Source organism: Streptomyces sp. NPDC093586, from assembly GCF_044764905.1.
Taxonomy (GTDB): domain Bacteria; phylum Actinomycetota; class Actinomycetes; order Streptomycetales; family Streptomycetaceae; genus Streptomyces.
Window position 1 is genome coordinate 261,935 of the sequence record NZ_JBIWJA010000001.1, and the last position, 20,068, is coordinate 282,002.

General features: G+C 71.8%; 18 protein-coding genes and 2 pseudogenes. 8 read left to right on the top strand and 12 right to left on the bottom strand.

From position 1 onward, the window contains the following. The first annotated feature begins 76 nt into the window (after positions 1-76). Positions 77-955, top strand: coding sequence for a hypothetical protein (locus ACIRFH_RS01185; protein ID WP_403516466.1), 879 nt, complete (start codon positions 77-79; stop codon positions 953-955). Between the two features lie 57 nt (positions 956-1,012). Here the strand turns inward: ACIRFH_RS01185 and mmsA are convergent, their stop codons facing one another. Together mmsA and ACIRFH_RS01195 are read right to left on the bottom strand one after the other, a co-directional pair. Then, a complete protein-coding gene (gene mmsA, locus ACIRFH_RS01190) occupies positions 1,013-2,515 on the bottom strand; it encodes a CoA-acylating methylmalonate-semialdehyde dehydrogenase (RefSeq protein WP_403516467.1) in 1,503 nt (500 codons plus the stop codon). Positions 2,516-2,709: 194 nt separating this feature from the next. Beyond that, positions 2,710-2,812: pseudogene (locus ACIRFH_RS01195) on the bottom strand (5-deoxy-glucuronate isomerase); the annotation flags it as partial. Positions 2,813-3,264: 452 nt separating this feature from the next. Between ACIRFH_RS01195 and ACIRFH_RS01200 the strand changes: the two are divergent. Further along, entirely contained in the window at positions 3,265-3,465 is a 201-nt protein-coding gene (locus tag ACIRFH_RS01200) for a helix-turn-helix transcriptional regulator (RefSeq protein ID WP_403516468.1), read from the top strand. A gap of 177 nt (positions 3,466-3,642) precedes the next feature. Here the strand turns inward: ACIRFH_RS01200 and ACIRFH_RS01205 are convergent, their stop codons facing one another. Continuing rightward, a complete protein-coding gene (locus ACIRFH_RS01205; RefSeq protein WP_403516469.1) occupies positions 3,643-4,680 on the bottom strand; it encodes a zinc-dependent alcohol dehydrogenase family protein in 1,038 nt (345 codons plus the stop codon). Between the two features lie 201 nt (positions 4,681-4,881). Here ACIRFH_RS01205 and ACIRFH_RS01210 point away from each other — a divergent pair, with 201 nt between their 5' ends. Then, the gene (locus tag ACIRFH_RS01210; RefSeq protein ID WP_403516470.1) at positions 4,882-5,121 is read left to right on the top strand and encodes a heavy-metal-associated domain-containing protein; all 240 of its coding nucleotides are present in this window, start codon (positions 4,882-4,884) and stop codon (positions 5,119-5,121) included. A gap of 123 nt (positions 5,122-5,244) precedes the next feature. Continuing rightward, positions 5,245-7,494: a heavy metal translocating P-type ATPase gene (locus ACIRFH_RS01215; protein WP_403516471.1), complete on the top strand. Its 2,250-nt coding sequence runs from the start codon at positions 5,245-5,247 to the stop codon at positions 7,492-7,494. Positions 7,495-8,078: 584 nt separating this feature from the next. On the opposite strand, the gene ACIRFH_RS01220 is transcribed toward ACIRFH_RS01215, so the two are convergent. After that, positions 8,079-9,389, bottom strand: coding sequence for a citrate synthase (locus ACIRFH_RS01220; protein ID WP_403516472.1), 1,311 nt, complete (start codon positions 9,387-9,389; stop codon positions 8,079-8,081). A 231-nt stretch (positions 9,390-9,620) separates the two neighbouring features. Continuing rightward, on the bottom strand, positions 9,621-11,888 hold the full coding sequence (locus ACIRFH_RS01225; RefSeq protein WP_403516473.1) for an ATP-dependent RecD-like DNA helicase: 2,268 nt from the start codon (positions 11,886-11,888) through the stop codon (positions 9,621-9,623). A 68-nt stretch (positions 11,889-11,956) separates the two neighbouring features. Between ACIRFH_RS01225 and ACIRFH_RS01230 the strand changes: the two are divergent. Continuing rightward, positions 11,957-12,531 (top strand): annotated as a pseudogene (locus ACIRFH_RS01230) (Uma2 family endonuclease). 154 nt (positions 12,532-12,685) lie between these two features. Here the strand turns inward: ACIRFH_RS01230 and ACIRFH_RS01235 are convergent. The 3 genes from ACIRFH_RS01235 to ACIRFH_RS01245 form a co-directional block, all read right to left on the bottom strand. After that, positions 12,686-13,063: a hypothetical protein gene (locus tag ACIRFH_RS01235; RefSeq protein ID WP_403516474.1), complete on the bottom strand. Its 378-nt coding sequence runs from the start codon at positions 13,061-13,063 to the stop codon at positions 12,686-12,688. 65 nt (positions 13,064-13,128) lie between these two features. Beyond that, positions 13,129-13,317, bottom strand: coding sequence for a DUF397 domain-containing protein (locus tag ACIRFH_RS01240; RefSeq protein ID WP_403516475.1), 189 nt, complete (start codon positions 13,315-13,317; stop codon positions 13,129-13,131). Between the two features lie 6 nt (positions 13,318-13,323). After that, positions 13,324-14,160 carry a helix-turn-helix domain-containing protein gene (locus tag ACIRFH_RS01245; RefSeq protein ID WP_403516476.1) on the bottom strand — a complete coding sequence of 279 codons (837 nt, stop codon included), beginning with the start codon at positions 14,158-14,160 and terminating at the stop codon, positions 13,324-13,326. A 217-nt stretch (positions 14,161-14,377) separates the two neighbouring features. Between ACIRFH_RS01245 and ACIRFH_RS01250 the strand changes: the two genes are divergently transcribed. Beyond that, positions 14,378-14,788 carry an ATP-binding protein gene (locus tag ACIRFH_RS01250; protein ID WP_403516477.1) on the top strand — a complete coding sequence of 137 codons (411 nt, stop codon included), beginning with the start codon at positions 14,378-14,380 and terminating at the stop codon, positions 14,786-14,788. A 115-nt stretch (positions 14,789-14,903) separates the two neighbouring features. Further along, on the top strand, positions 14,904-15,104 hold the full coding sequence (locus ACIRFH_RS01255; protein WP_403516478.1) for an SCO3870 family protein: 201 nt from the start codon (positions 14,904-14,906) through the stop codon (positions 15,102-15,104). 25 nt (positions 15,105-15,129) lie between these two features. Here ACIRFH_RS01255 and ACIRFH_RS01260 read toward each other — a convergent pair whose 3' ends face one another. The 4 genes from ACIRFH_RS01260 to ACIRFH_RS01275 all read right to left on the bottom strand — a co-directional run bounded on the left by ACIRFH_RS01260 (position 15,130) and on the right by ACIRFH_RS01275 (position 19,305). Continuing rightward, a complete protein-coding gene (locus ACIRFH_RS01260; RefSeq protein WP_403516479.1) occupies positions 15,130-15,783 on the bottom strand; it encodes a hypothetical protein in 654 nt (217 codons plus the stop codon). 59 nt (positions 15,784-15,842) lie between these two features. Beyond that, positions 15,843-16,460 carry a TOPRIM nucleotidyl transferase/hydrolase domain-containing protein gene (locus tag ACIRFH_RS01265; RefSeq protein ID WP_403516480.1) on the bottom strand — a complete coding sequence of 206 codons (618 nt, stop codon included), beginning with the start codon at positions 16,458-16,460 and terminating at the stop codon, positions 15,843-15,845. 56 nt (positions 16,461-16,516) lie between these two features. Then, a complete protein-coding gene (locus ACIRFH_RS01270) occupies positions 16,517-18,205 on the bottom strand; it encodes an amidohydrolase (protein ID WP_403516481.1) in 1,689 nt (562 codons plus the stop codon). Positions 18,206-18,354: 149 nt separating this feature from the next. Further along, entirely contained in the window at positions 18,355-19,305 is a 951-nt protein-coding gene (locus tag ACIRFH_RS01275) for an RNA polymerase sigma-70 factor (RefSeq protein WP_403516482.1), read from the bottom strand. Positions 19,306-19,474: 169 nt separating this feature from the next. On the opposite strand from ACIRFH_RS01275, the gene ACIRFH_RS01280 reads away from it, so the two are divergent. Next, on the top strand, positions 19,475-19,960 hold the full coding sequence (locus ACIRFH_RS01280; protein WP_403516483.1) for a carboxymuconolactone decarboxylase family protein: 486 nt from the start codon (positions 19,475-19,477) through the stop codon (positions 19,958-19,960). Positions 19,961-20,068: the final 108 nt, after the last annotated feature.

Consider the following 20,068-nt stretch of genomic DNA (forward strand, 5'->3'; position numbering starts at 1 on the left):
CGGACGCTGTCGGTGGTGCCCGGTAGAGTCCCGCGCACAGATGAATCACAGGATCACGGCAACGGGGTGGGGGCTCATGGAGCTGAGGTACGCAGCGGTCTGGGTGGGGCTGACGGTGGCGACGATCGTGGCGACGTCCGCGTGCGGTTCGGGAGGCGCCGAGACCGCCGCCGACGCCGCGGACAAGGTGGACAAGGCGGCGACCAAGGCCGTGGACAAGGCGGACACGGTCATGGCGGCCCTCACCCGGGCCACCGACCGCACCGAGGAGCTGGGCTCCGCGGAGGTCAGGACGACGACCACGCTGGAGGCGGCCGGCGGCGAGCCGATCTCCATGGACGGCACGTACTCCTGGGGGGACGGCGCGGCCATGGACGTCGAGATGGACACCGCCGCCGCGCGGATGAGCGCCCTCCAGGACGACCCGACGACGCGGGTCATCCTGGTCGACGGCGCCTACTACTACGACATCGATCCCCAGCCGAAGGGCCCGATCGCGGGCAAGGAATGGATGCGCATCGATGTCGCCGCCGTGGCGGGCGAGGCGGGCGCCGACAACATCGCGGCCAACGCCGACCCGACGGCGGCGCTGCGCTACATGACGGCCTCCACGAAGGTGGAGAACCTCGGCGAGGAGACCGTCCTCGGCAAGAAGACCACCCACTACCGGGGCAGCGTCGGCGCGGAGCACATCGAGAGGTCCAGGCTCACCGAGGCCGAGAAGAAGGCCGCCATCACCGCTCTGAAGGCGAGCGGCGGGAAGTTGACCAGCGACATCTGGGTCGACGGCGAGGATCTGCCGGTGCGCATCTCGCAGACCGGCGCCGGAATGACCGTGAACATGGACTTCGTGAAGTTCGGCGGCACCGAGAAGATCACGGCTCCGCCCGCCGCCGAGACCGGCGACCTCACCGAGCAGGTCAGGAAGCAGCGGGACGCGGCGATCGGCCAGTGACCCGCCGGCGCCCCCGGCCCGCCGTGTCGCTCGGCGGGCCGGGGCGTCCGGGTCGGTTCAGTGGTTGCGGGGGAAGCCCAGGTCCACGCCCGCCGGGGCGTCGGCCGGGTCGGGCCAGCGGGTGGTGACGACCTTGCCGCGGGTGTAGAAGTGCGTGCCGTCGTTGCCGTAGATGTGGTGGTCGCCGAAGAGCGAGTCCTTCCAGCCGCCGAAGGAGTGGTAGCCGACGGGGACCGGGATCGGGACGTTCACGCCGACCATGCCGGCCTCGACCTCCAGCTGGAAGCGGCGGGCCGCGCCGCCGTCCCGGGTGAAGATCGCGGTGCCGTTGCCGAACGGCGAGGCGTTGACGAGGGCCAGGCCCTCCTCGTACGTCTCGGCGCGCAGCACGCACAGGACGGGGCCGAAGATCTCGTCCCGGTAGGCCTTGGCCGTGGTCGGCACCCGGTCCAGCAGGGAGATGCCGATCCAGTGGCCGCCCTCGTGGCCGTCGACGGTGAGGCCGGTGCCGTCGAGGACGACCTCGCAGCCCTCGGCCGCCGCGTTCTCGACGTAGGAGGCGACCTTGTCGCGGTGGGCCTTGGTGATCAGCGGGCCCATCTCGGACGCCGGGTCGTCCCCGGGGCCGATCTTGATCTTCTCGGCGCGTTCGCGGATCTTCTCGACCAGTTCGTCGCCGACGGCGCCGACCGCGACGACCGCGGAGATGGCCATGCAGCGCTCCCCGGCCGAGCCGTAGGCCGCGGAGACGGCCGCGTCCGCCGCCGCGTCCAGGTCGGCGTCGGGCAGCACCAGCATGTGGTTCTTGGCGCCGCCCAGGGCCTGGACGCGCTTGCCGTTGGCCGAGGCGGTGGTGTGGATGTGGCGGGCGATCGGGGTGGAGCCGACGAAGGAGACGGCCTGGACGTCCGGGTGCTCCAGCAGGCGGTCCACGGCCACCTTGTCGCCGTGCACGACGTTGAAGACGCCGTCCGGCAGACCGGCCTCGGCGAGCAGCTCCGCGAGCTTCACGGCGGCCGACGGGTCCTTCTCGCTCGGCTTGAGCACGAAGGTGTTGCCGCACGCGATGGCGACGGGGAACATCCACATCGGCACCATCGCCGGGAAGTTGAACGGCGTGATGCCCGCGACGACGCCGAGCGGCTGCCGGATCGAGGACACGTCGACGCGGGTGGCGACCTGCGTCGACAGCTCGCCCTTGAGCTGCACGGTGATGCCGCACGCCAGGTCGACGATCTCCAGGCCGCGGGCGACCTCGCCGAGGGCGTCGGAGTGCACCTTGCCGTGCTCGGCGGTGATCAGCGCGGCGATCTCGTCGCGGTGGGCGTCGAGCAGCGCGCGGAACCTGAAGAGGATGGAGGTGCGCTGCGCCAGCGAGGACTGGCCCCAGGTCAGGTACGCCTCCTTGGCGGCGGCGACCGCGGCGTCCACCTCGTCGACCGAGGCGAAGGCCACCTTGGTGGTCACCTCGCCGGTCGCCGGGTTCGTCACCGGCCCGTACGTGCCCGAGGCGCCTTCGACGGTCTTGCCGCCGATCCAGTGGTTGACGATGTTCGTCATGACCGAGAACTCCTTCACAGTGGGCGGCGACGGGTCGTAGCGTGCCGTTGGTCCAGCTCACGGGCCGTTGTCGGCGACGGTCCGGTCGCGGTCACGGCCATGGGTCCATCCCAGCAGCCGGGCGCCCGGCCGCGCGCCCGACACTGTGTCTGCGGTTCGGGTGTCCGCGTAGACACGTGGGGCACTGCGGCGGGCCGGGCGGGACCGGGAACCTCCGGCGCGGGGCCGTGGCGGGCGGGGAGTCGTCGCGCGCCCTTCGCTCCTGCCAGGGCGAAGCGGCCTTCCCGCGCCGGAGGCGTTTCGTGGGAGGAGGCGGCGACGGCGGGAGCGGACCTCCGTCTCCGGTGATCGGGTCGTACGCCATCGCGTTCCCTCCGTACCCGGCCTTGGGTCTTCCCCGGTTTCTAGCCCCGGCGCACGAGGCGTGTCAATGTTTTGTCCGGACATTCGGACGACGCACTCCGGGTGGCGGATCACCCGCGCGCGTACGGCCGTCCGCCGATCGGAGTCAACCCTCCGCGCCCGGAGTCCGGGTGACGCCTCTGCGGCACTCGTGTCACAAACTCCGCCTCCGTGTCACAGGTGTCACGAACGCGCGCCCCTTCCGTCACACCTGGGAACGGGGCCTGACCATCGGTCACCGGGCGTCGTTCACCCGGAACAGGCTTGGTGATCACCAGCGCAGCACCCGGCTCCCCCCGGCGGCCGTCCCCGGTCGCCGCCGCGGTGCGCGCGGGGAGGTGCGTTCCGTGACCGACCGAAGGCTCTGGTCCTACAAGGACATCGCGGCCCACATCCGGGTCCAGCCGGACACCGTGCGCTCGTACCGCAAGCACGGCCTGCTGCCCCCGCCCGACCACGTGGAGGGCGGAAAGCCCTACTGGTACGCGGACACGGTCCGGGCCTGGGTGGCGTCCCGGCCCCGCAACCGGGGGCGGGGGCAGACGTGACGCCCGGTTCCGCCGGACGGCGAGCCCGCCCCGGTGCGGCTTCGCACCCGGTACGGCTCACCGCCCGGCCCGGCCGCCTCGGTCCCGCGGTCACCGGCCCCGCCGACGGCACTCTCCTCGGCGGGGCCGTGCTCCACGAGCGGGCCGGCCGCGGCGGCCGGCCCGGGGCGGCGGGCGTCACGGCTCGATGACCGTCACCCCCGCGCCGGGCGCCGTCCCCATCGCCTCCAGGGCGGCCGGTACGGCGTCCAGCCCGATGGTGGAGGTCACCAGCAGGTCGGGGCGGAGCACGCCCGTGCGGACCAGTTCCAGCATCGGCGGGTAGGTGTGCGCGGCCATGCCGTGGCTGCTGAGCAGGGTGAGTTCGAGGGCGACGGCGCGGGCCATCGGGACCGGGGTGGTGCCGGTCGGCGAGGGCAGCAGGCCGACCTGGACGTGACGGCCGCGGCGGCGCAGGCCGTTCACGGACGCGGCGCAGGTGACGGGTGAGCCCAGCGCGTCGAGGGAGAGGTGGGCGCCGCCCGAGGTGAGGTCGCGGACGGCCGCCGCCGTGTCCTCGGTGCGGCCGGCGTCCACGCACGCGGCCGCGCCGAACGTCCGCGCCAGCTCCAGCGCCCGGGGCGACACGTCGACGGCGACGACCCACGCGCCCGAGGCGGCGGCGATCATCACCGCCGACAGGCCCACCCCGCCGCAGCCGTGCACGGCGACCCACTCCCCCGCCGCGACCCGGCCCTGCTGCACCACGGCCCGGAACGCGGTGGCGAACCGGCAGCCGAGGGAGGCGGCCGTCGCGTACGACATGTCCTCGGGGACGGCGACGAGGTTGACGTCGGCGTGGTCGAGCGCCACGTACTCGGCGAAGGAACCCCAGTGGGTGAAGCCCGGCTGGGTCTGCCGTTCGCACACCTGCCGGTCGCCGGCCGCGCAGGCGGCGCAGGTCCCGCAGGCGCAGACGAAGGGCACGGTGACCCGGTCGCCGGGCCGCCATCCGGTCACCCGGTCGCCCGTCGCCTCGACGACACCGGCGAGTTCGTGGCCGGGGACGTGCGGCAGCGTGACGTCCGGGTCGTGGCCCTGCCAGCCGTGCCAGTCGCTGCGGCACAGCCCGGTGGCCCCGACGCGGACCACCACTCCGTGCGGCGCGGGCTTCGGATCCTCCACCTCCCGCACCTCGGCGGGCTCCCCGAACCTCTCGAACACGACCGCGCGCATCCCTGTCCCCGCTTCCGTCCCTCGTGTGTCCGCCGTGGCCCGTGTGCACGGCAATCCCGCTGCACGACGGAAGGCTGAGCCGTATTCATACCCCCTAGGGGTACAGTGGGGATTGCGTGGTCCACGCTGGACCACGGTACTCGCGGGTACCCGCCCGCTCACGGGTACCCGATCCCCGCACGGCCCGACGAGGAGTACGACATGACCGCCCAGACCGACACCCAGGGTTCCGTCACCACCGTCTACAAGGTGAGCGGCATGAGCTGCGGACACTGCGAGGGCGCCGTCTCCGGCGAGATCTCCGGGATCCCCGGCGTCGCCTCGGTGCGGGCCGTCGCCGCGACCGGCGAGGTCACCGTCGTCTCCGAGGCCCCGCTCGACGACGCGGCGGTGCGCGCCGCCGTGGACGAGGCGGGCTTCGAGCTCGTCGGCAGGGCCTGAGCCCCACCGTCCCCCTCGGTCCCTCGCCCCCCAGCAGCACCCACAGCCCCGCCGACCGGGCCGCCCCCCACCGGCTCACGGGCCGGCCGCGTCCGGCCCGGTCGGCCCCCCTGGAGCCCGGACATGACCACCACCGCGGACACGCCCACGGCCGCCGAGCCGGACCTCGCCGAGGTCGAGCTGCTCATCGGCGGGATGACCTGCGCCTCCTGCGCGGCCCGCGTCGAGAAGAAGCTCAACCGCATGGACGGCGTGACCGCCACGGTGAACTACGCGACGGAGAAGGCCCGGATCACCTACCCGGCGACCACCCCCGTCGCCGACCTCGTCGCCACCGTCGTCAGGACCGGTTACACCGCCGAGGAGCCCGCGCCGCCGCCGGAGCCCGCCGGCGACGTGGCGGAACCCGGACGGGACGACGATCCCGAGCTGTCCTCCCTGCGGCAGCGCCTTCTCGTCTCGGCCGTCCTCGCCGCCCCCGTCGTCCTGCTCGCGATGGTCCCGGCGTTCCAGTTCGACAACTGGCAGTGGCTCTCGCTCACCCTGGCCGCCCCCGTCGTCGTCTGGGGCGGGCTGCCCTTCCACCGCGCCGCCTGGACCAACCTCCGGCACGGCGCGGCCACCATGGACACGCTGGTCTCGCTCGGCACGCTGGCCGCGTTCGGCTGGTCGCTGTGGGCGTTGTTCTTCGGGGACGCGGGGATGCCGGGCATGCGGCACGGCTTCGACCTCACCGTCTCGCGCGCCGACGGCGCCTCCGCCATCTACCTGGAGGCCGCCGCCGGGGTCACCGCCTTCCTGCTCCTCGGCCGCTGGCTGGAGGCCCGCTCCAAGCGCAGCGCCGGTGCCGCGCTGCGGGCCCTGATGGAACTGGGCGCGAAGGACGTGGCCGTGCTGCGCGACGGCCGGGAGGTGCGCGTGCCCGTGTCCCGACTGGCGGTCGGCGACCGGTTCGTCGTCCGGCCCGGCGAGAAGATCGCCACCGACGGCACCGTGACCGAGGGCACCGGTGCCGTGGACGCGTCCCTGCTGACCGGCGAGTCGGTGCCGGTGGACGTGACCGTCGGCGACACCGTCACCGGCGCCACGGTCAACGCCGGGGGCCGGCTGGTGGTCGAGGCCACCCGGGTCGGCGCCGACACGCAGCTCGCGCGGATGGCGAAGCTGGTGGAGGACGCGCAGAGCGGCAAGGCCGAGGTGCAGCGGCTCGCCGACCGGGTCGCCGGCGTCTTCGTGCCCGTCGTGCTGCTGATCGCGGCCGGCACGTTCGGGGGCTGGCTGGGCGCCACCGGGGACACGGTCGCCGCGTTCACCGCGGCCGTCGCCGTGCTGATCATCGCGTGCCCGTGCGCGCTCGGGCTCGCCACGCCGACCGCGCTGCTGGTCGGCACGGGGCGCGGCGCGCAGCTCGGCATCCTGATCAAGGGTCCGGAGGTGCTGGAGTCCACGCGGCGCGTCGACACGGTCGTGCTGGACAAGACCGGCACCGTCACCACCGGCCGCATGACCCTCCACGAGGTGTACGCCGCCGAGGGCACCGACGAGAAGCAGCTGCTGCGGCTGGCGGGCGCGGTCGAGCACGCCTCCGAACACCCCGTGGCCCGCGCGGTCGCGGCCGGTGCCGAGGAACGGGCCGGCGCGCTGCCGGACGTGACGGACTTCGAGAACGTTCCCGGGCGCGGCGTACGCGGCCGCGTGGAGGGCCACGAGGTGGCCGTGGGGCGCCTCCACGACGACCTGCCGGACGACGTGGCCCGAGCGAGGGAGGAGGCCGAGAGCGGCGGTCGTACGGCCGTCGTGGTCGGCTGGGACGGGGTGGCCCGGGGTGTCGTCGCCGTCGCGGACGCGGTGAAGGAGACCAGTGCCGAGGCGGTGGCCGAGCTGCGCCGGCTGGGCCTGGCGCCCGTGCTGCTGACCGGTGACAACCGGCGGGTCGCCGAGTCGGTCGCCCGGTCCGTCGGCATCGACGAGGTGATCGCGGAGGTCCTGCCCGAGGAGAAGACCGACACGGTCCGGCGGCTGCAGGCCGAGGGCCGTACGGTCGCCATGGTCGGGGACGGCGTCAACGACGCCGCCGCGCTCGCCGTCGCCGACCTGGGTCTGGCGATGGGCACGGGGACGGACGCGGCGATCGAGGCGGGCGACCTGACGCTGGTGCGCGGGGACCTGCGGGTGGCGGCGGACGCGATCCGGCTGTCCCGGCGGACCCTGGCGACGATCAAGGGCAATCTCGTGTGGGCCTTCGGCTACAACGTGGCCGCGCTGCCGCTGGCCGCCGCGGGGCTGCTGAACCCGATGATCGCGGGCGCGGCGATGGCGTTCTCCTCGGTCTTCGTCGTCACCAACAGTCTCAGGCTGCGGACGTTTCGCTGAGGTCGGGGGCGAAGTGTGGTGAAGTGCCTATGGAGTCCGGCACGTACCTCACATAAGCTCTTCACAAGGCTCACGCATCTCCCTTGCGCCGGGCCCCGTTCTGCGCAACGGGGCTCTTGCGCATTTAACGGACATATGCAAGAGACACAGATCACAGTGGAGCGAACGTAACCACCGGAGGGGTTCGAAGGTCTAAGTTGGCGATGTCAGGCAGCGTCTTGGGGGGCGCCACCTGGCGTCTGGGAATGTCTTGGGGGACCTTCCCAGAGATGCGTTGCCGGGACACGTACACCGGGAAGCTTTGAGCGGCCCTCCCGGACGTGCGCTGTCCCGGCAGACCGCAGCAGACACAGCGATTCAGGCGCTGTCCTCTCAGACGCCCGGCCGGATCCCGTGGGGGGAATCCGCACCGGGACATGGGAAGGCGCCCCGGTCGTCGGCCCGTGGGGGGACCGACGCCGGGGCGCCTTCTGCTGCGCGCGGTGTCTCTTCCCCACGCTGTGCACCGCATCCCGAACACGGGAGAGTCCCGTACCGCTCGGGGCGGCACGGGACTCTCGGGTGCGCTACGGGGCGCCTGCGGCTCAGCGCTCCTCGACCGGGACGAAGTCGCGCTCGACGACGCCCGTGTAGATCTGGCGCGGGCGGCCGATGCGGGAACCCGGCTCCTTGATCATCTCGTGCCACTGGGCGATCCAGCCCGGCAGGCGGCCGAGGGCGAACAGGACCGTGAACATCTCGGTCGGGAAGCCCATGGCCCGGTAGATCAGGCCGGTGTAGAAGTCGACGTTCGGGTAGAGGCTGCGCGAGACGAAGTAGTCGTCGGAGAGCGCGTGCTCCTCCAGCTTCAGGGCGATGTCCAGCAGCTCGTCGGACTTGCCGAGGGCGGAGAGCACGTCGTGCGCGGCGGCCTTGATGATCTTGGCGCGCGGGTCGAAGTTCTTGTAGACCCGGTGGCCGAAGCCCATCAGGCGGACGCCGTCCTCCTTGTTCTTCACCTTGCGGATGAAGGAGTCGACGTCGCCGCCCGCGTCGCGGATGCCCTCGAGCATCTCCAGCACCGACTGGTTGGCGCCGCCGTGCAGCGGGCCCCACAGGGCGTTGATGCCGGCGGAGATCGAGGCGAACATGTTCGCCTGCGAGGAGCCGACCAGGCGGACCGTGGAGGTCGAGCAGTTCTGCTCGTGGTCCGCGTGCAGGATCAGCAGCTTGTCGAGGGCCGCGACGACCGTCGGGTCCAGGTCGTACTCCTGGGCGGGGACCGAGAAGGTCATGCGCAGGAAGTTCTCGACGTAGCCGAGGTCGTTGCGCGGGTAGACGAACGGGTGGCCGATCGACTTCTTGTACGCGTACGCCGCGATCGTCGGGAGCTTGGCGAGCAGCCGGATCGTGGAGAGGTTGCGCTGGCGCTCGTCGAACGGGTTGTGGCTGTCCTGGTAGAACGTCGACAGCGCGGAGACGACCGAGGACAGCATGGCCATCGGGTGGGCGTCGCGCGGGAAGCCCTTGTAGAAGTTCTTGACGTCCTCGTGCAGCAGGGTGTGCTGCGTGATCTCGTCCTTGAAGGCGGCCAGCTGGTCGACGGTGGGCAGCTCGCCGTTGATCAGCAGGTAGGCGACCTCCAGGAAGGTGGAGCGCTCGGCCAGCTGCTCGATCGGGTAGCCGCGGTACCGGAGGATGCCCGCCTCGCCGTCCAGGTACGTAATGGCGGATTTGTAGGCGGCGGTGTTGCCGTATCCGCTGTCCAGTGTCACCAGACCGGTCTGGGCGCGGAGCTTCCCGATGTCGAAGCCCTTGTCACCGACGGTGCTGTCGATCACCGGGTAGGTGTACTCGCCGTCGCCGTACCGCAGTACTACCGAGTTGTTGGTGTGCTCGCTCACGTCTTCCCTCACCGACGTAGTGCCTCATCTTCGAGGTGCCCTGACTGTCTCTACCATCCCCCACTTGGCTCAGGAGAGTGCACTCGGGGTCGACCATCGGGCCTATCGGCGGCACTGAGTGCCGTCAACTTGCCCATCCTGCCCCCTCTCCCCCGCTTCCGGAAGGGCTCTGTGACCTTTGCGACTCGTTTGATCGATCATTTTTTTCCTGGCGGCGGACGGGCGTGGCGTGAACCTTCCCGGTCAGGAGCCCGCGAGCCGGAAGTCGAGCGCCGTGCAGCGCCTTCCGGCGGAGACCGTCCGCACCGCCTGCCCGATCGCCCTGCGCGAGCCGACGAGGACGACCAGCTTCTTGGCCCGGGTGACCGCCGTGTACAGCAGGTTCCGCTGGAGCATCATCCAGGCGCCGGTGGTCACGGGGATCACCACGGCCGGGTACTCGCTGCCCTGGGAGCGGTGGATGGTCACCGCGTAGGCGTGGGCCAGTTCGTCCAGTTCGTCGAATTCGTACGGAACCTCCTCGTCCTCGTCCGTCAGCACGGTGAGGCGCTGCTCCACCGGGTCGAGCGAGGTGACGACGCCCACGGTGCCGTTGAAGACACCGTTCTCGCCCTTCTCGTAGTTGTTGCGGATCTGGGTGACCTTGTCGCCGACGCGGAACACCCGGCCGCCGAACCGCTTCTCGGGCACGTCGGGGCGGCCCGGGGTGACGGCCTGCTGGAGCAGCCCGTTCAGCGTGCCGGCGCCGGCGGGGCCGCGGTGCATGGGGGCGAGGACCTGGACGTCCCGGCGCGGGTCGAGCCCGAACCTGGCCGGAATGCGGCGGGCGGCCACGTCGACCGTGAGCCGGCCGGCCTCCTCGGTGTCGTCCTCGACGAAGAGGAAGAAGTCCTTCATGCCGTCGGTGACGGGGTGCTGCCCGGCGTTGATCCGGTGCGCGTTGGTCACCACGCCGGACTGCTGGGCCTGGCGGAAGACCCGGGTGAGGCGGACGGACGGAACGGGACTGCCGTCGGCCAGCAGGTCGCGGAGCACCTCCCCCGCGCCGACGCTGGGCAGCTGGTCGACGTCGCCGACGAAGAGCAGGTGGGCGCCCGGCGGCACCGCCTTGACGAGCTTGTTGGCGAGGAGCAGGTCCAGCATGGACGCCTCGTCGACCACGACCAGGTCGGCGTCGAGGGGCCGGTCCCGGTCGTAGGCGGCGTCGCCACCCGGCTTGAGCTCCAGCAGGCGGTGCACGGTCGACGCCTCGGCGCCGGTCAGCTCGGCCAGGCGCTTGGCGGCGCGGCCGGTCGGGGCGGCGAGGACGACCTTGGCCTTCTTGGCGCGGGCCAGCTCGACGATCGACCTGACCGTGAAGGACTTGCCGCAGCCGGGACCGCCGGTGAGGACGGCGACCTTCTCGGTCAGCGCCAGCTTGACGGCGGCCTCCTGCTCGGGGGCGAGGTCGGCACCGGTACGGCCCTTGAGCCAGCCGAGCGCCTTGTCCCAGGCGACGTCCCGGAAGCCGGGCATCCGGTCCTCGCCGGTCGCGAGGAGGCGGCGGAGCTGCGCGGCCAGGGCCAGCTCGGCACGGTGGAAGGGGACCAGGTAGACGGCGGTGACGGGGTCGCCGCCCTCCGGGTCGGGCACCTTCTCGCGGACGACGCCGGGGTCCTCTTCCGGATTCTCCGGCTCGGCGGCCAGCTCGCCGAGGCACTCGATGACCAGGCCGGTGTCCGCCTGGAGCAGCTTGACCGCGTCGGCGATCAGCTTCTCCTCGGGGAGGTAGCAGTGCCCCTGGTCGGTGGCCTGCGACAGCGCGTACTGGAGTCCGGCCTTCACCCGGTCCGGGCTGTCGTGCGGGATGCCGACGGACTGGGCGATCTTGTCGGCGGTGAGGAAGCCGATGCCCCACACGTCGGCGGCGAGGCGGTAGGGCTGGTTCTTCACGACGGAGATGGAGGCGTCGCCGTACTTCTTGTAGATCCGCACGGCGATCGACGTGGACACCTCGACGGTCTGGAGGAAGAGCATGACCTCCTTGATCGCCTTCTGCTCCTCCCAGGCGTCGGCGATCCTCTTCGTCCGCTTGGGACCGAGGCCGGGGACCTCGATGAGCCGCTCGGGCTCCTCCTCGATGACGGTGAGGGTGTCGAGCCCGAAGTGCTGGGTGATGCGGTCGGCGAAGACCGGGCCGATGCCCTTGACGAGGCCGGAGCCGAGGTAACGCCGGATGCCCTGGACGGTGGCGGGCAGGACGGTCGTGTAGTTCTCCACGTGGAACTGCTTGCCGTACTGGGGGTGCGACCCCCAGCGCCCCTCCATCCGCAGCGACTCCCCCACCTGCGCGCCGAGCAGCGCGCCGACGACGGTCAGCAGGTCGCCGGCGCCCCTGCCGGTGTCGACGCGGGCGACCGTGTAGCCGTTCTCCTCGTTGGCGTACGTGATGCGTTCCAGGACGCCTTCGAGCACGGCGATCTTGCGTTCGCCGGGGGCGGCGGGAGCGGCGGCTGCGGGCTGGTTGGGCATGGTCCGACGGTACCCGTGGGGTGTGACAGGGAGCGGGCCCGGTGGAGGCTTCTCCGTACTCTTGGGACATGGACTACGCGAGGATGCGCGCCATCGCCGAAGACCTCGGGGCATATGCGGAACGGCTCGAAGGGGCCTGGAGCGTCGAGATCGGGCCGTCCGGTCCGATACTGGCCATGATGCGTCCGTCCAAGCGCCATGAGGGCACGGTCCGTCGAATCTGCAAGCAGTTGGACGCGCAGCTTCTCAGCACTCACCCCGGTTACATCTGCGCGAACGGTCCCGAGATCGAGCACCCGGCGATCGGCCGCCTGCGTCGCCCCGACGCCGTCGTCATCCCGGAAGCCACCCTCGACGAAGAAGGCCTCGCTGTCGACGCGACGCAGGCCCTGGCCGCCGTCGAGATCGTCTCGCCGTCCAACCCGGGCAACGACTACGACGAGAAGCTGGCCGACTGTCCGGCCATGGGCATCCCGCACTACATGATCGTGGACCCGCGCACGGGCACGATCGAGGTGCACTCCGACCCGTGCAGGGGCCGCTACAGCCCCGCAAGGAGCCGTACGTCTTCGGCGACATGGTGCCGTTCGGACCGTGGACCGTGGAGACGGCGGAGTTCCGCCGGTACGGCAAGGACGGCTGAAGGCCGGCCGAGGCGCGACCGCTCCTGAGGGAGGGCCGGTCGAGGGGCGTGACCGACTGGCCGCTGTGCCGCTGTGCCGCTGTGCCGCTGTGCCGCTCAGGCTGCCGGTCGGTGCCGGCCCCCGCTGACGCGGTCCCGATGGCGGACGCCGCGGTCAGCAGCTCTCCTCGATGTAGAGGAGGGTGAGACCGTCTGCGGAGACGAACTCGTACGGGGCGTAGCTCGGTGTGCACTCCGCCATGAGCCGGTCCTCTATCTGGTGCCAGGCAGCGATCCGCTCGGTCGCGGGCACGTGGCGGAATCGTTCCCCAGCGCCTTCTCCGATGATCAGCTCATCCGCCCGGGTCACCAGACGCCGGGCGAGCCGTCGGTGGAGCGGGCCTCGGACCTTCCGCCAGAGCCGGCCCTCGTCGTCGGCGAACTCCTCACGGCCGGCGGGCGACGGCATCCATTCGACGGGCGGCTCCGGGGCCGGTGGCAACGAGGCCACGATCTCGGCCAGAGTCGCGTTGCGCGGCCGCTTGCCGGGCATGCCTGCGTCCTTCCACGCGGTGCGGGCGGATCTCCTCGCGGCGGTCCTTCACACACAGGGGTGCCTCAGGGCTGCCCCGCCGTCCTTTTCAACGCTTCGAGGAAGGGGGCGAAGGCCCCTGCCGGGAAGGTGAGGGTGGCTCGGGCGGGGGCTTTGGAGTCGCGGACGGCGACGTGGGTGGGCGAGGTCGCGATCTCGACGCACTCGTTGCCGTCACCCGGGCCCGAGTAGGACGACTTCCGCCAGTTATCCATGGGGTCCTACAGCTCCTTCGCCAGGCCGTGGATGAAATCACGCGACCGTCCGGGATCGAGTGACGCGGCCTCCACCTTATGAAAACTCGTTCGGTAGGTGTTGAGCTGAGCCTCGGAATCGATGAAGGCCGAGCCATGCAGTGCGTCGCGGACCACGGTGTCCAGTTTGGGCATGGGCCCGCCCACGTACGTCATCGTGCTGGAGGCCAGGGCGAATCCGTCCAGGTCGAAGGGGATGACCCGCACGGTGATGTGGTCCGCTTCGGAGAGTTCCAGAAGGCGCACGAGTTGGGCTCTTGAGGTGGCACGGTCACCCACTCTGATGCGCAGTGCCGCCTCGTGGATCACCGCTTCGTAGGGGATGGTGAACTGCTGGCGCGCCTTGCGGTGCCGGATGCGCAGTTCGAGTTCCTCGGCGGTCAGTTCCGGCAGCCTGGACGAGAAGACGGCACGCGAGTACTCCTCGGTCTGCAGCAGGCCCGGCACGTACAGGATCGCTACGTGACGAAGGAACCGAGCATGGTGCTCCAGCTCGGACAGGTCCAGGAACGACGTGGGCAGGAGCCCCCGGTACCCCTCCCACCAGCCGTTCGTCCGGTCGGTGGCCATCTGCACGAGGGCGTCGATGAACTCCTCGTCGGTGCAGGCGTAGTGGGAAGCGAGGCGACGAACGCGCTGCTCGCTCACACCGGCGAGTGCGGACTCGATATGGGTGATCTGGGCGGGGGCCACGCCGAGCAGCTCGGCTGCCTGACGGGAGTTGAGGCCCGCTGCTTCACGGAGCCTGCGCAGCTCGGTTGCCAGTCGCACCTGCCGTGCCGTTGGTTCGCGTCTCTTCACCACCGACTACCCCTCCCCGTACGTCTGTTGACGCAACTCGTTCGGCGTCAGATTACGCGATCGACTTGTCGCGTCCCTAAATTTAGATCTACCGTCGGTGACGCGACGCACACCGTGCGGCACCGGGCCACCGGAAGCGCACCGCCCCGTCCTGCCATGACGGCTGCGGCGATGGCACCGGCCCGCCCCCACCCCCTTCGCCCCTGGAACGGAGCTCCGCATGCCCGAGAACGAACCCTGGGAGTACTCCCTGTACATCCCCAACGACCTCCGCGCCGTCACCGTCAGCCGCCGTACCCTGCGCCTGATCCTCACCATGCACGGACTGATCCGCCTCGTCGACGTCGCCGAACTCCTCGCCACCGAGCTGGTCACCAACGCCGTACGGCACACCAAGGGCCCCGCCGCCCTGCGCGTGCGCTGGTCACCGCCGGGGACGTTGCGGATCGGGGCCTGGGACGCGGACCCCGAACCGCCCGAGCCGCCCCGGGCGTTCGACGCGGAGGCCGGGCAGGAGGACGGGCGGGGACTGGCGCTGGTGCGGGCCTGCGCCGACGTATGGGGGTGGTACCCGCTCGCCAGGCACGGCGACCGGGGCAAGTACGTGTGGTGCGAACTGGCGGCGGCCTGAAACGGACCCTGGTCACCCCACAACGCTACGGAAAAGAAAGGACGTTGAGGGCCGCTACGCAGCCTCCGTGTAGCCTCGACGGTACGCATCGTCTCGCCGCTTGGAGGAAGTACCCATGACGAAGGGCCCGTTCGTCGCCATGGCCGCCGCGACCGCCGCGCTGGGAACGGCGCTCGGTTCGTTCGCCCTCCAGCTGGAGGCGAACGGCTACGGGCAGTACGTCGACTCCGTGGCGACCTTCAGCGTCCTGATGTTCATCACCTCGGCGCTGACCATGGTGACCTGGGTGCGGGACGGACGCCCGCACTCGGACTGAGGGCGGCGACGAACCCGGCCGCCGATCAGCCCGTGATGGAGAAGAAGATCGTGTCCTGGGTGTACCAGTCGATGTTCTTCGTGGCGTACTCCCATTCCTCGTGCTCGAACTCCAACTTCTCGATCACCTCCCGGACGTCGTACCGGAAGCCCTCGTCCATCCGGTCCAGCACCGCGCGGTAGGCGTCGGCGGCCGGCTTCGCCCTGTCCAGCGGGAACATGCCGATGTGCGGCCCGTCCACGGGGTGGGGGATCGGGAAGGGGATCTCCGCCGGCGGACCGGAGAAGAGGTGGTCGTGCAGCAGGAGGTCGGCGCTCACGCCCAGTCGGCGCAGTTCCTCGTCGAGCAGGCCGAAGAAGGTGGAGGGCTTGGAATACACGCCCAGTTCGGCGGGGTCGGACGCGTTGCGGTCGATGACGATCTGGAGAGCGCGGTAATAGGCGCTCGCCGCGTACTCGGCCGTCGAGCTCGCGTGGCCGGCCACCAGGTGGTCGAGCGCGTCGGGTATGGACAGGCCCAGGTCGATACCCTGGTCCTCCAGGCCGTGTTGGTGCTCCTGCGCCTTCTCACGCATGACGCCGAGCCGACGTCGCTGGTCCGCCGTCAGGTCGTCGGCGGCTCCCAGGAAGGCGAGGACGTCGGCCTTGTCGGCCGTGCTGTACGAGATGATCCGGCTCATGATCGTCATACTGTCAGCCGCCACTGACAGCGAGGGTCCGCAGCCGGAGAGCTGGGCGGTCAGAGGGCGGCGAACAACCCGGCCAGCGGGGCGGGGATGCCGTCGGGGTCGAGGGCTTCGACCAGGACGCGGCCGTAGTGGATCTTGCGGCCCTTCTTCGTGCCGAGGAAGCGGCGCAGCCGCTGCTCGGCGGTGCGGTCCCGCTGCGCGGGCTGGCGCAGGAAAGTCTGCAACGCGCGCAGGTCGCCCTCCGCCTCGACCAGTTCCGTCACCCGCGGCACGCCGAGCGCGCGGATGAGCTCGTCCTCCAGGTCGGCCGCGCAGACGAAGAGGTCGTGCGGGGCGGCGTGCGCGCGGTCCAGGGCGCGGACGTAGTAGCCCCGCTCCCGTTCGTCGCACAGGCCCGTGAGGCGCAGGTCCAGGCCGGACGGGCCGAGGAGGGCGGCGAAGCGGCCGACGTTCATCGCGCCGCCCATGGGGAGGACGCAGATCCCCTCCGCCGCCAGGTCCCGGCCCTCGCGCGCGGTCAGCGCGTCGACCGCCGCCGCGTCGCTCGGCCCTTCGAGCAGGACGGCCGTCCGGACGGACAGGCGTCCGGCCAGCTCGCGCGCGGGCCCGCCGGGGCCGCCGGCCGCCCACGTGGTGACCGCGTCCCGGAACGATCCCATGTCCGCCATGGGGCCGAGTCTGCGTCCCTCGCGGCCACCGCGCCAGGGGATTACGGGAGCGGGCGCTACGCGTCCGGGGCCGCGTACACGCGCCGGCCCGCCACGAAGGTCTCCAGGACGCGGGTGGCCGCGATCTCCTCGGGCGGCCCGGCGAACGGGTCGCGGTCGAGGACGACCAGGTCGGCCGCCTTGCCGGCCGTGATGCTGCCGGTGATGTCGTCGAGGTGGTTGGCGTAGGCGCTGCCCGCCGTGTACGCGGCGACGGCGGTGCCCAGGTCGATGCGCTGCCCGGGGAGGAAGACCGGGGTGCCGTCGGGCGCGTCCGGGGAGACGCGGTTGACGGCGACGTGGATCGCCTGGAGCGGGTCGGGGCTGCTGACCGGCCAGTCGCTGCCCGCGGCCAGGGTCGCGCCGGCCCGCAGCAGGTCGCCGAACGGGTACTGCCGGGTGCCGCGTTCGGCGCCGAGGAAGGGCAGGGTCAGCTCGTCCATCTGCGGTTCGTGGGCGGCCCACAGCATCTGGAGGTTGGCGGTGGCGCCCAGGGCGCGGAAGCGGGGGACGTCGGCGGGGTGCACGACCTGGAGGTGGGCCAGGTGGTGCCGGGTGTCCCGCCACCCGTTGGTCTCCCGGGCGGCCCGCACGGCGTCGAGCGCCTCGCGCACCGCCCGGTCGCCGAGGGCGTGGAAGTGGACCTGGAAGCCGGCCGCGTCGAGTTCCGTGACGTACTTCCTGAGGTCCGCCGGTGCGACGAAGCTGATGCCGCTGTTGTCCGAGGCGCAGCCGCAGCCCGTGAGGTACGGGTCGAGCATGGCCGCCGTGTGGTTCTCCGCGATGCCGTCCTGCATGATCTTCACACTGGTCGCCCGGAAGCGGCCGCGGGTCAGCTCCTCGCGGCGGGCCGCGAGTTCGGGGATCTGCTCCGCGCCGCGCTCGCGGTTCCACCACAGGGCGCCGACGACGCGGGCGGTGAGAAGGCCCCGGTCCAGGGCCGCCCGGTAGGCGGGGGCCGGGTCGGGCATGTTGGCGTAGACGCCGACGATGGCGTCCTGCCAGGCGGTGACGCCGTGGGAGTGCAGGACGGACTGGGCACGCAGCAGGGCGGCGAGCTGGTCCTCCGGTGTGGGGTCCGGGACCAGCCTGCCCACCAGGTGGACCGCGCCCTCCTGGAGCGTTCCCGTGGGGTTCCCCGAGGCGTCGCGCTCGATCCGGCCGTCGGCGGGGTCGGGGGTGCGGGCGTCGATGCCCGCGCGCTCCAGCGCCCGGCTGTTGACCCACGCGCCGTGGTGGTCTCGGTTGGGCAGGAACACGGGCCGGTCCGGGACGATCGCGTCGAGGGCGGCGGCGGTGGGCGTGCCGCCGGGGAACGCCTCCATGGACCAGCCGCCGCCGGTGATCCACTCGGCGTCCGGGTGCTCGTCCGCGTACGTCCTGATCCTGCGCAGGTACTCGTCCGGGTCGTCGGTGTCGGCGAGGTGGCAGAGGCCGAGTTCGAGGCCGGCGCCCTGGGGGTGGACGTGGGCGTCCTGGAAGCCGGGCAGCAGCAGTTTGCCCGCCAGGTCGACGACCTCGGTGCGCGGCCCGATCAGCTCGCGCACCTCGTCGTGGCCGACGGCCGCGATCCGCCCGCCGCGCACGGCCACGGCGGTGGCGCGGCTGCGGGCGGGGTCGACGGTGTGCACGGGGCCGCCGGTGAGGACGAGGTCGGCGGGGCCGGTAGCGGTGTCGGCGGGTGCGGTGTGCTGGGCGTGCGGCATGGGGCGCGAACTCCGTGGGACGGGGGCGGGGACGGGTCGGAACGGGAAGATCCGACGGCAAGGCGATGGAACAACCGGGGTGTTGTCACGTCAATGGTGTCGACGGTGCGGGTCCTCGACGGGCCGCCGAGACGACGCCGGGCGCGCGCTCAGCGGTGCAGGGCGGTCTCCCGCCGCATGCCCGTGAGCTTCTCGGGGTTGCGGACGGCGTAGAGGCCGGTGATGCGGCCGTCGTCGAAGCGCACCGCCATCACGGTGTCGAGTTCGCCGTCGAGCCGGAGGACCAGGGCCGGGTGGCCGTTGACATGGGCCGGTTCCATGGACACGGCGGCGCTCTGCTTCATCAGTCCGCCGATCATCAGACGGGCCACCTTGTCGGCCCCCCGGACGGGCCGCAGGACGGCCTGCTTGATGCCGCCTCCGTCGCCCAGCAGGACGACGTCCGGGGCGAGGATGTCGAGCAGCCCCTGGAGGTCGCCCGTCTCGACCGCCCGCCGGAACGCGTCGAGCGCGTCCCGGGTCCTCGTCGGCGGGACGGCCCCGCGCGGCCGGCGTGCCGCGACGTGCGCGCGGGCGCGGTGCGCGGTCTGGCGGACGGCGGCCGGGCTCTTGCCGACGGCCTCGGCGATCTCGTCGTAGTCCAGGTCGAAGACCTCCCGGAGCACGAACACCGCCCGCTCGGTCGGCGTGAGCGTCTCCAGGACCAGCATCATCGCCATCGAGACACTGTCGGCGAGCTCGACGTCCTCGGCCACGTCGGGCGTGGTGAGCAGCGGCTCGGGCAGCCAGGAGCCGACGTAGGTCTCCTTGCGGCGGCCGAGCGTGCGCAGCCGGTTCAGCGCCTGGCGGGTGGTGATCCGGACGAGGTACGCGCGCGGGTCGCGCACCGCGGCGAGATCGGTCCCCGCCCACCGCAACCAGGTCTCCTGGAGGACGTCCTCGGCGTCGGCGGCCGAGCCGAGCATCTCGTAGGCGACGGTGAAGAGGAGGTTGCGATGGGCGACGAAGGCCTCGGTGGCGGGGTCCGTGGCGCCACCGCCGGCGGTGGTGCCGCGCCGGGCCGTGTCGTCCCGCACTCGTCCGCTGCTCTCGCTCGTCACCGGCTTCTCCCGTTCGTCGACCGACGGTCTTCCGCCCCCAGGACACCGGCCGCCGCTGTTCCGTGACACCCGTCGGCGGTGTTCCACGTCACACCGGCGTCCTGTCACAGGGGCCGGACCGTCGGGGTCTTGTGTTCGTCAGCGAGGCACCGAGAGCGAGGACGAGATCATGGACACCCGATTCAACCTGTTCGAGAACGAGATCGGCAGCAGGTTCGCCAAGCGGTTCGCGGGCACCGCCCTGGTACTTCACGACGCGTCGCTGCCGAGGTCCACGCAGGAGCTGGTGTCACTGCGGGCCAGCCAGATCAACGGCTGCGGGCACTGCATCGACATGCACGTCAAGGAGGCCGCGGCCGCCGGGGAGAGCCAGGTCCGGCTCCACCTGGTCGCCGCCTGGCGCGAGTCCACGGTCTTCACCGAGGCGGAGCGGGCCGCGCTGGCGCTCGCCGAGGAGGGCACCCGGCTCGCCGACGCGCACCAGGGCGTGTCCGACGAGACCTGGGCCCTGGTGCGCAAGCACTACGACGACGACCAGACCGCCGCGCTGGTCTGCCTGGTCGCCCTGATCAACGCGGCCAACCGGCTGGCCGTGATCACGCACCAGAAGGGCGGCTCCTACGAGGCCGGCATGTTCGCCGCCGCGCTGGGCTGACCGTCCCGCGAACGCCGCCGGCCCGGCCCGGTCCGGGATCCTTCGGTCCCGGACCGGGCCGCCGCGTGTTCCGGGGCGCGCCCTCGTCCGTTCCGGGGCGCGCCCTCG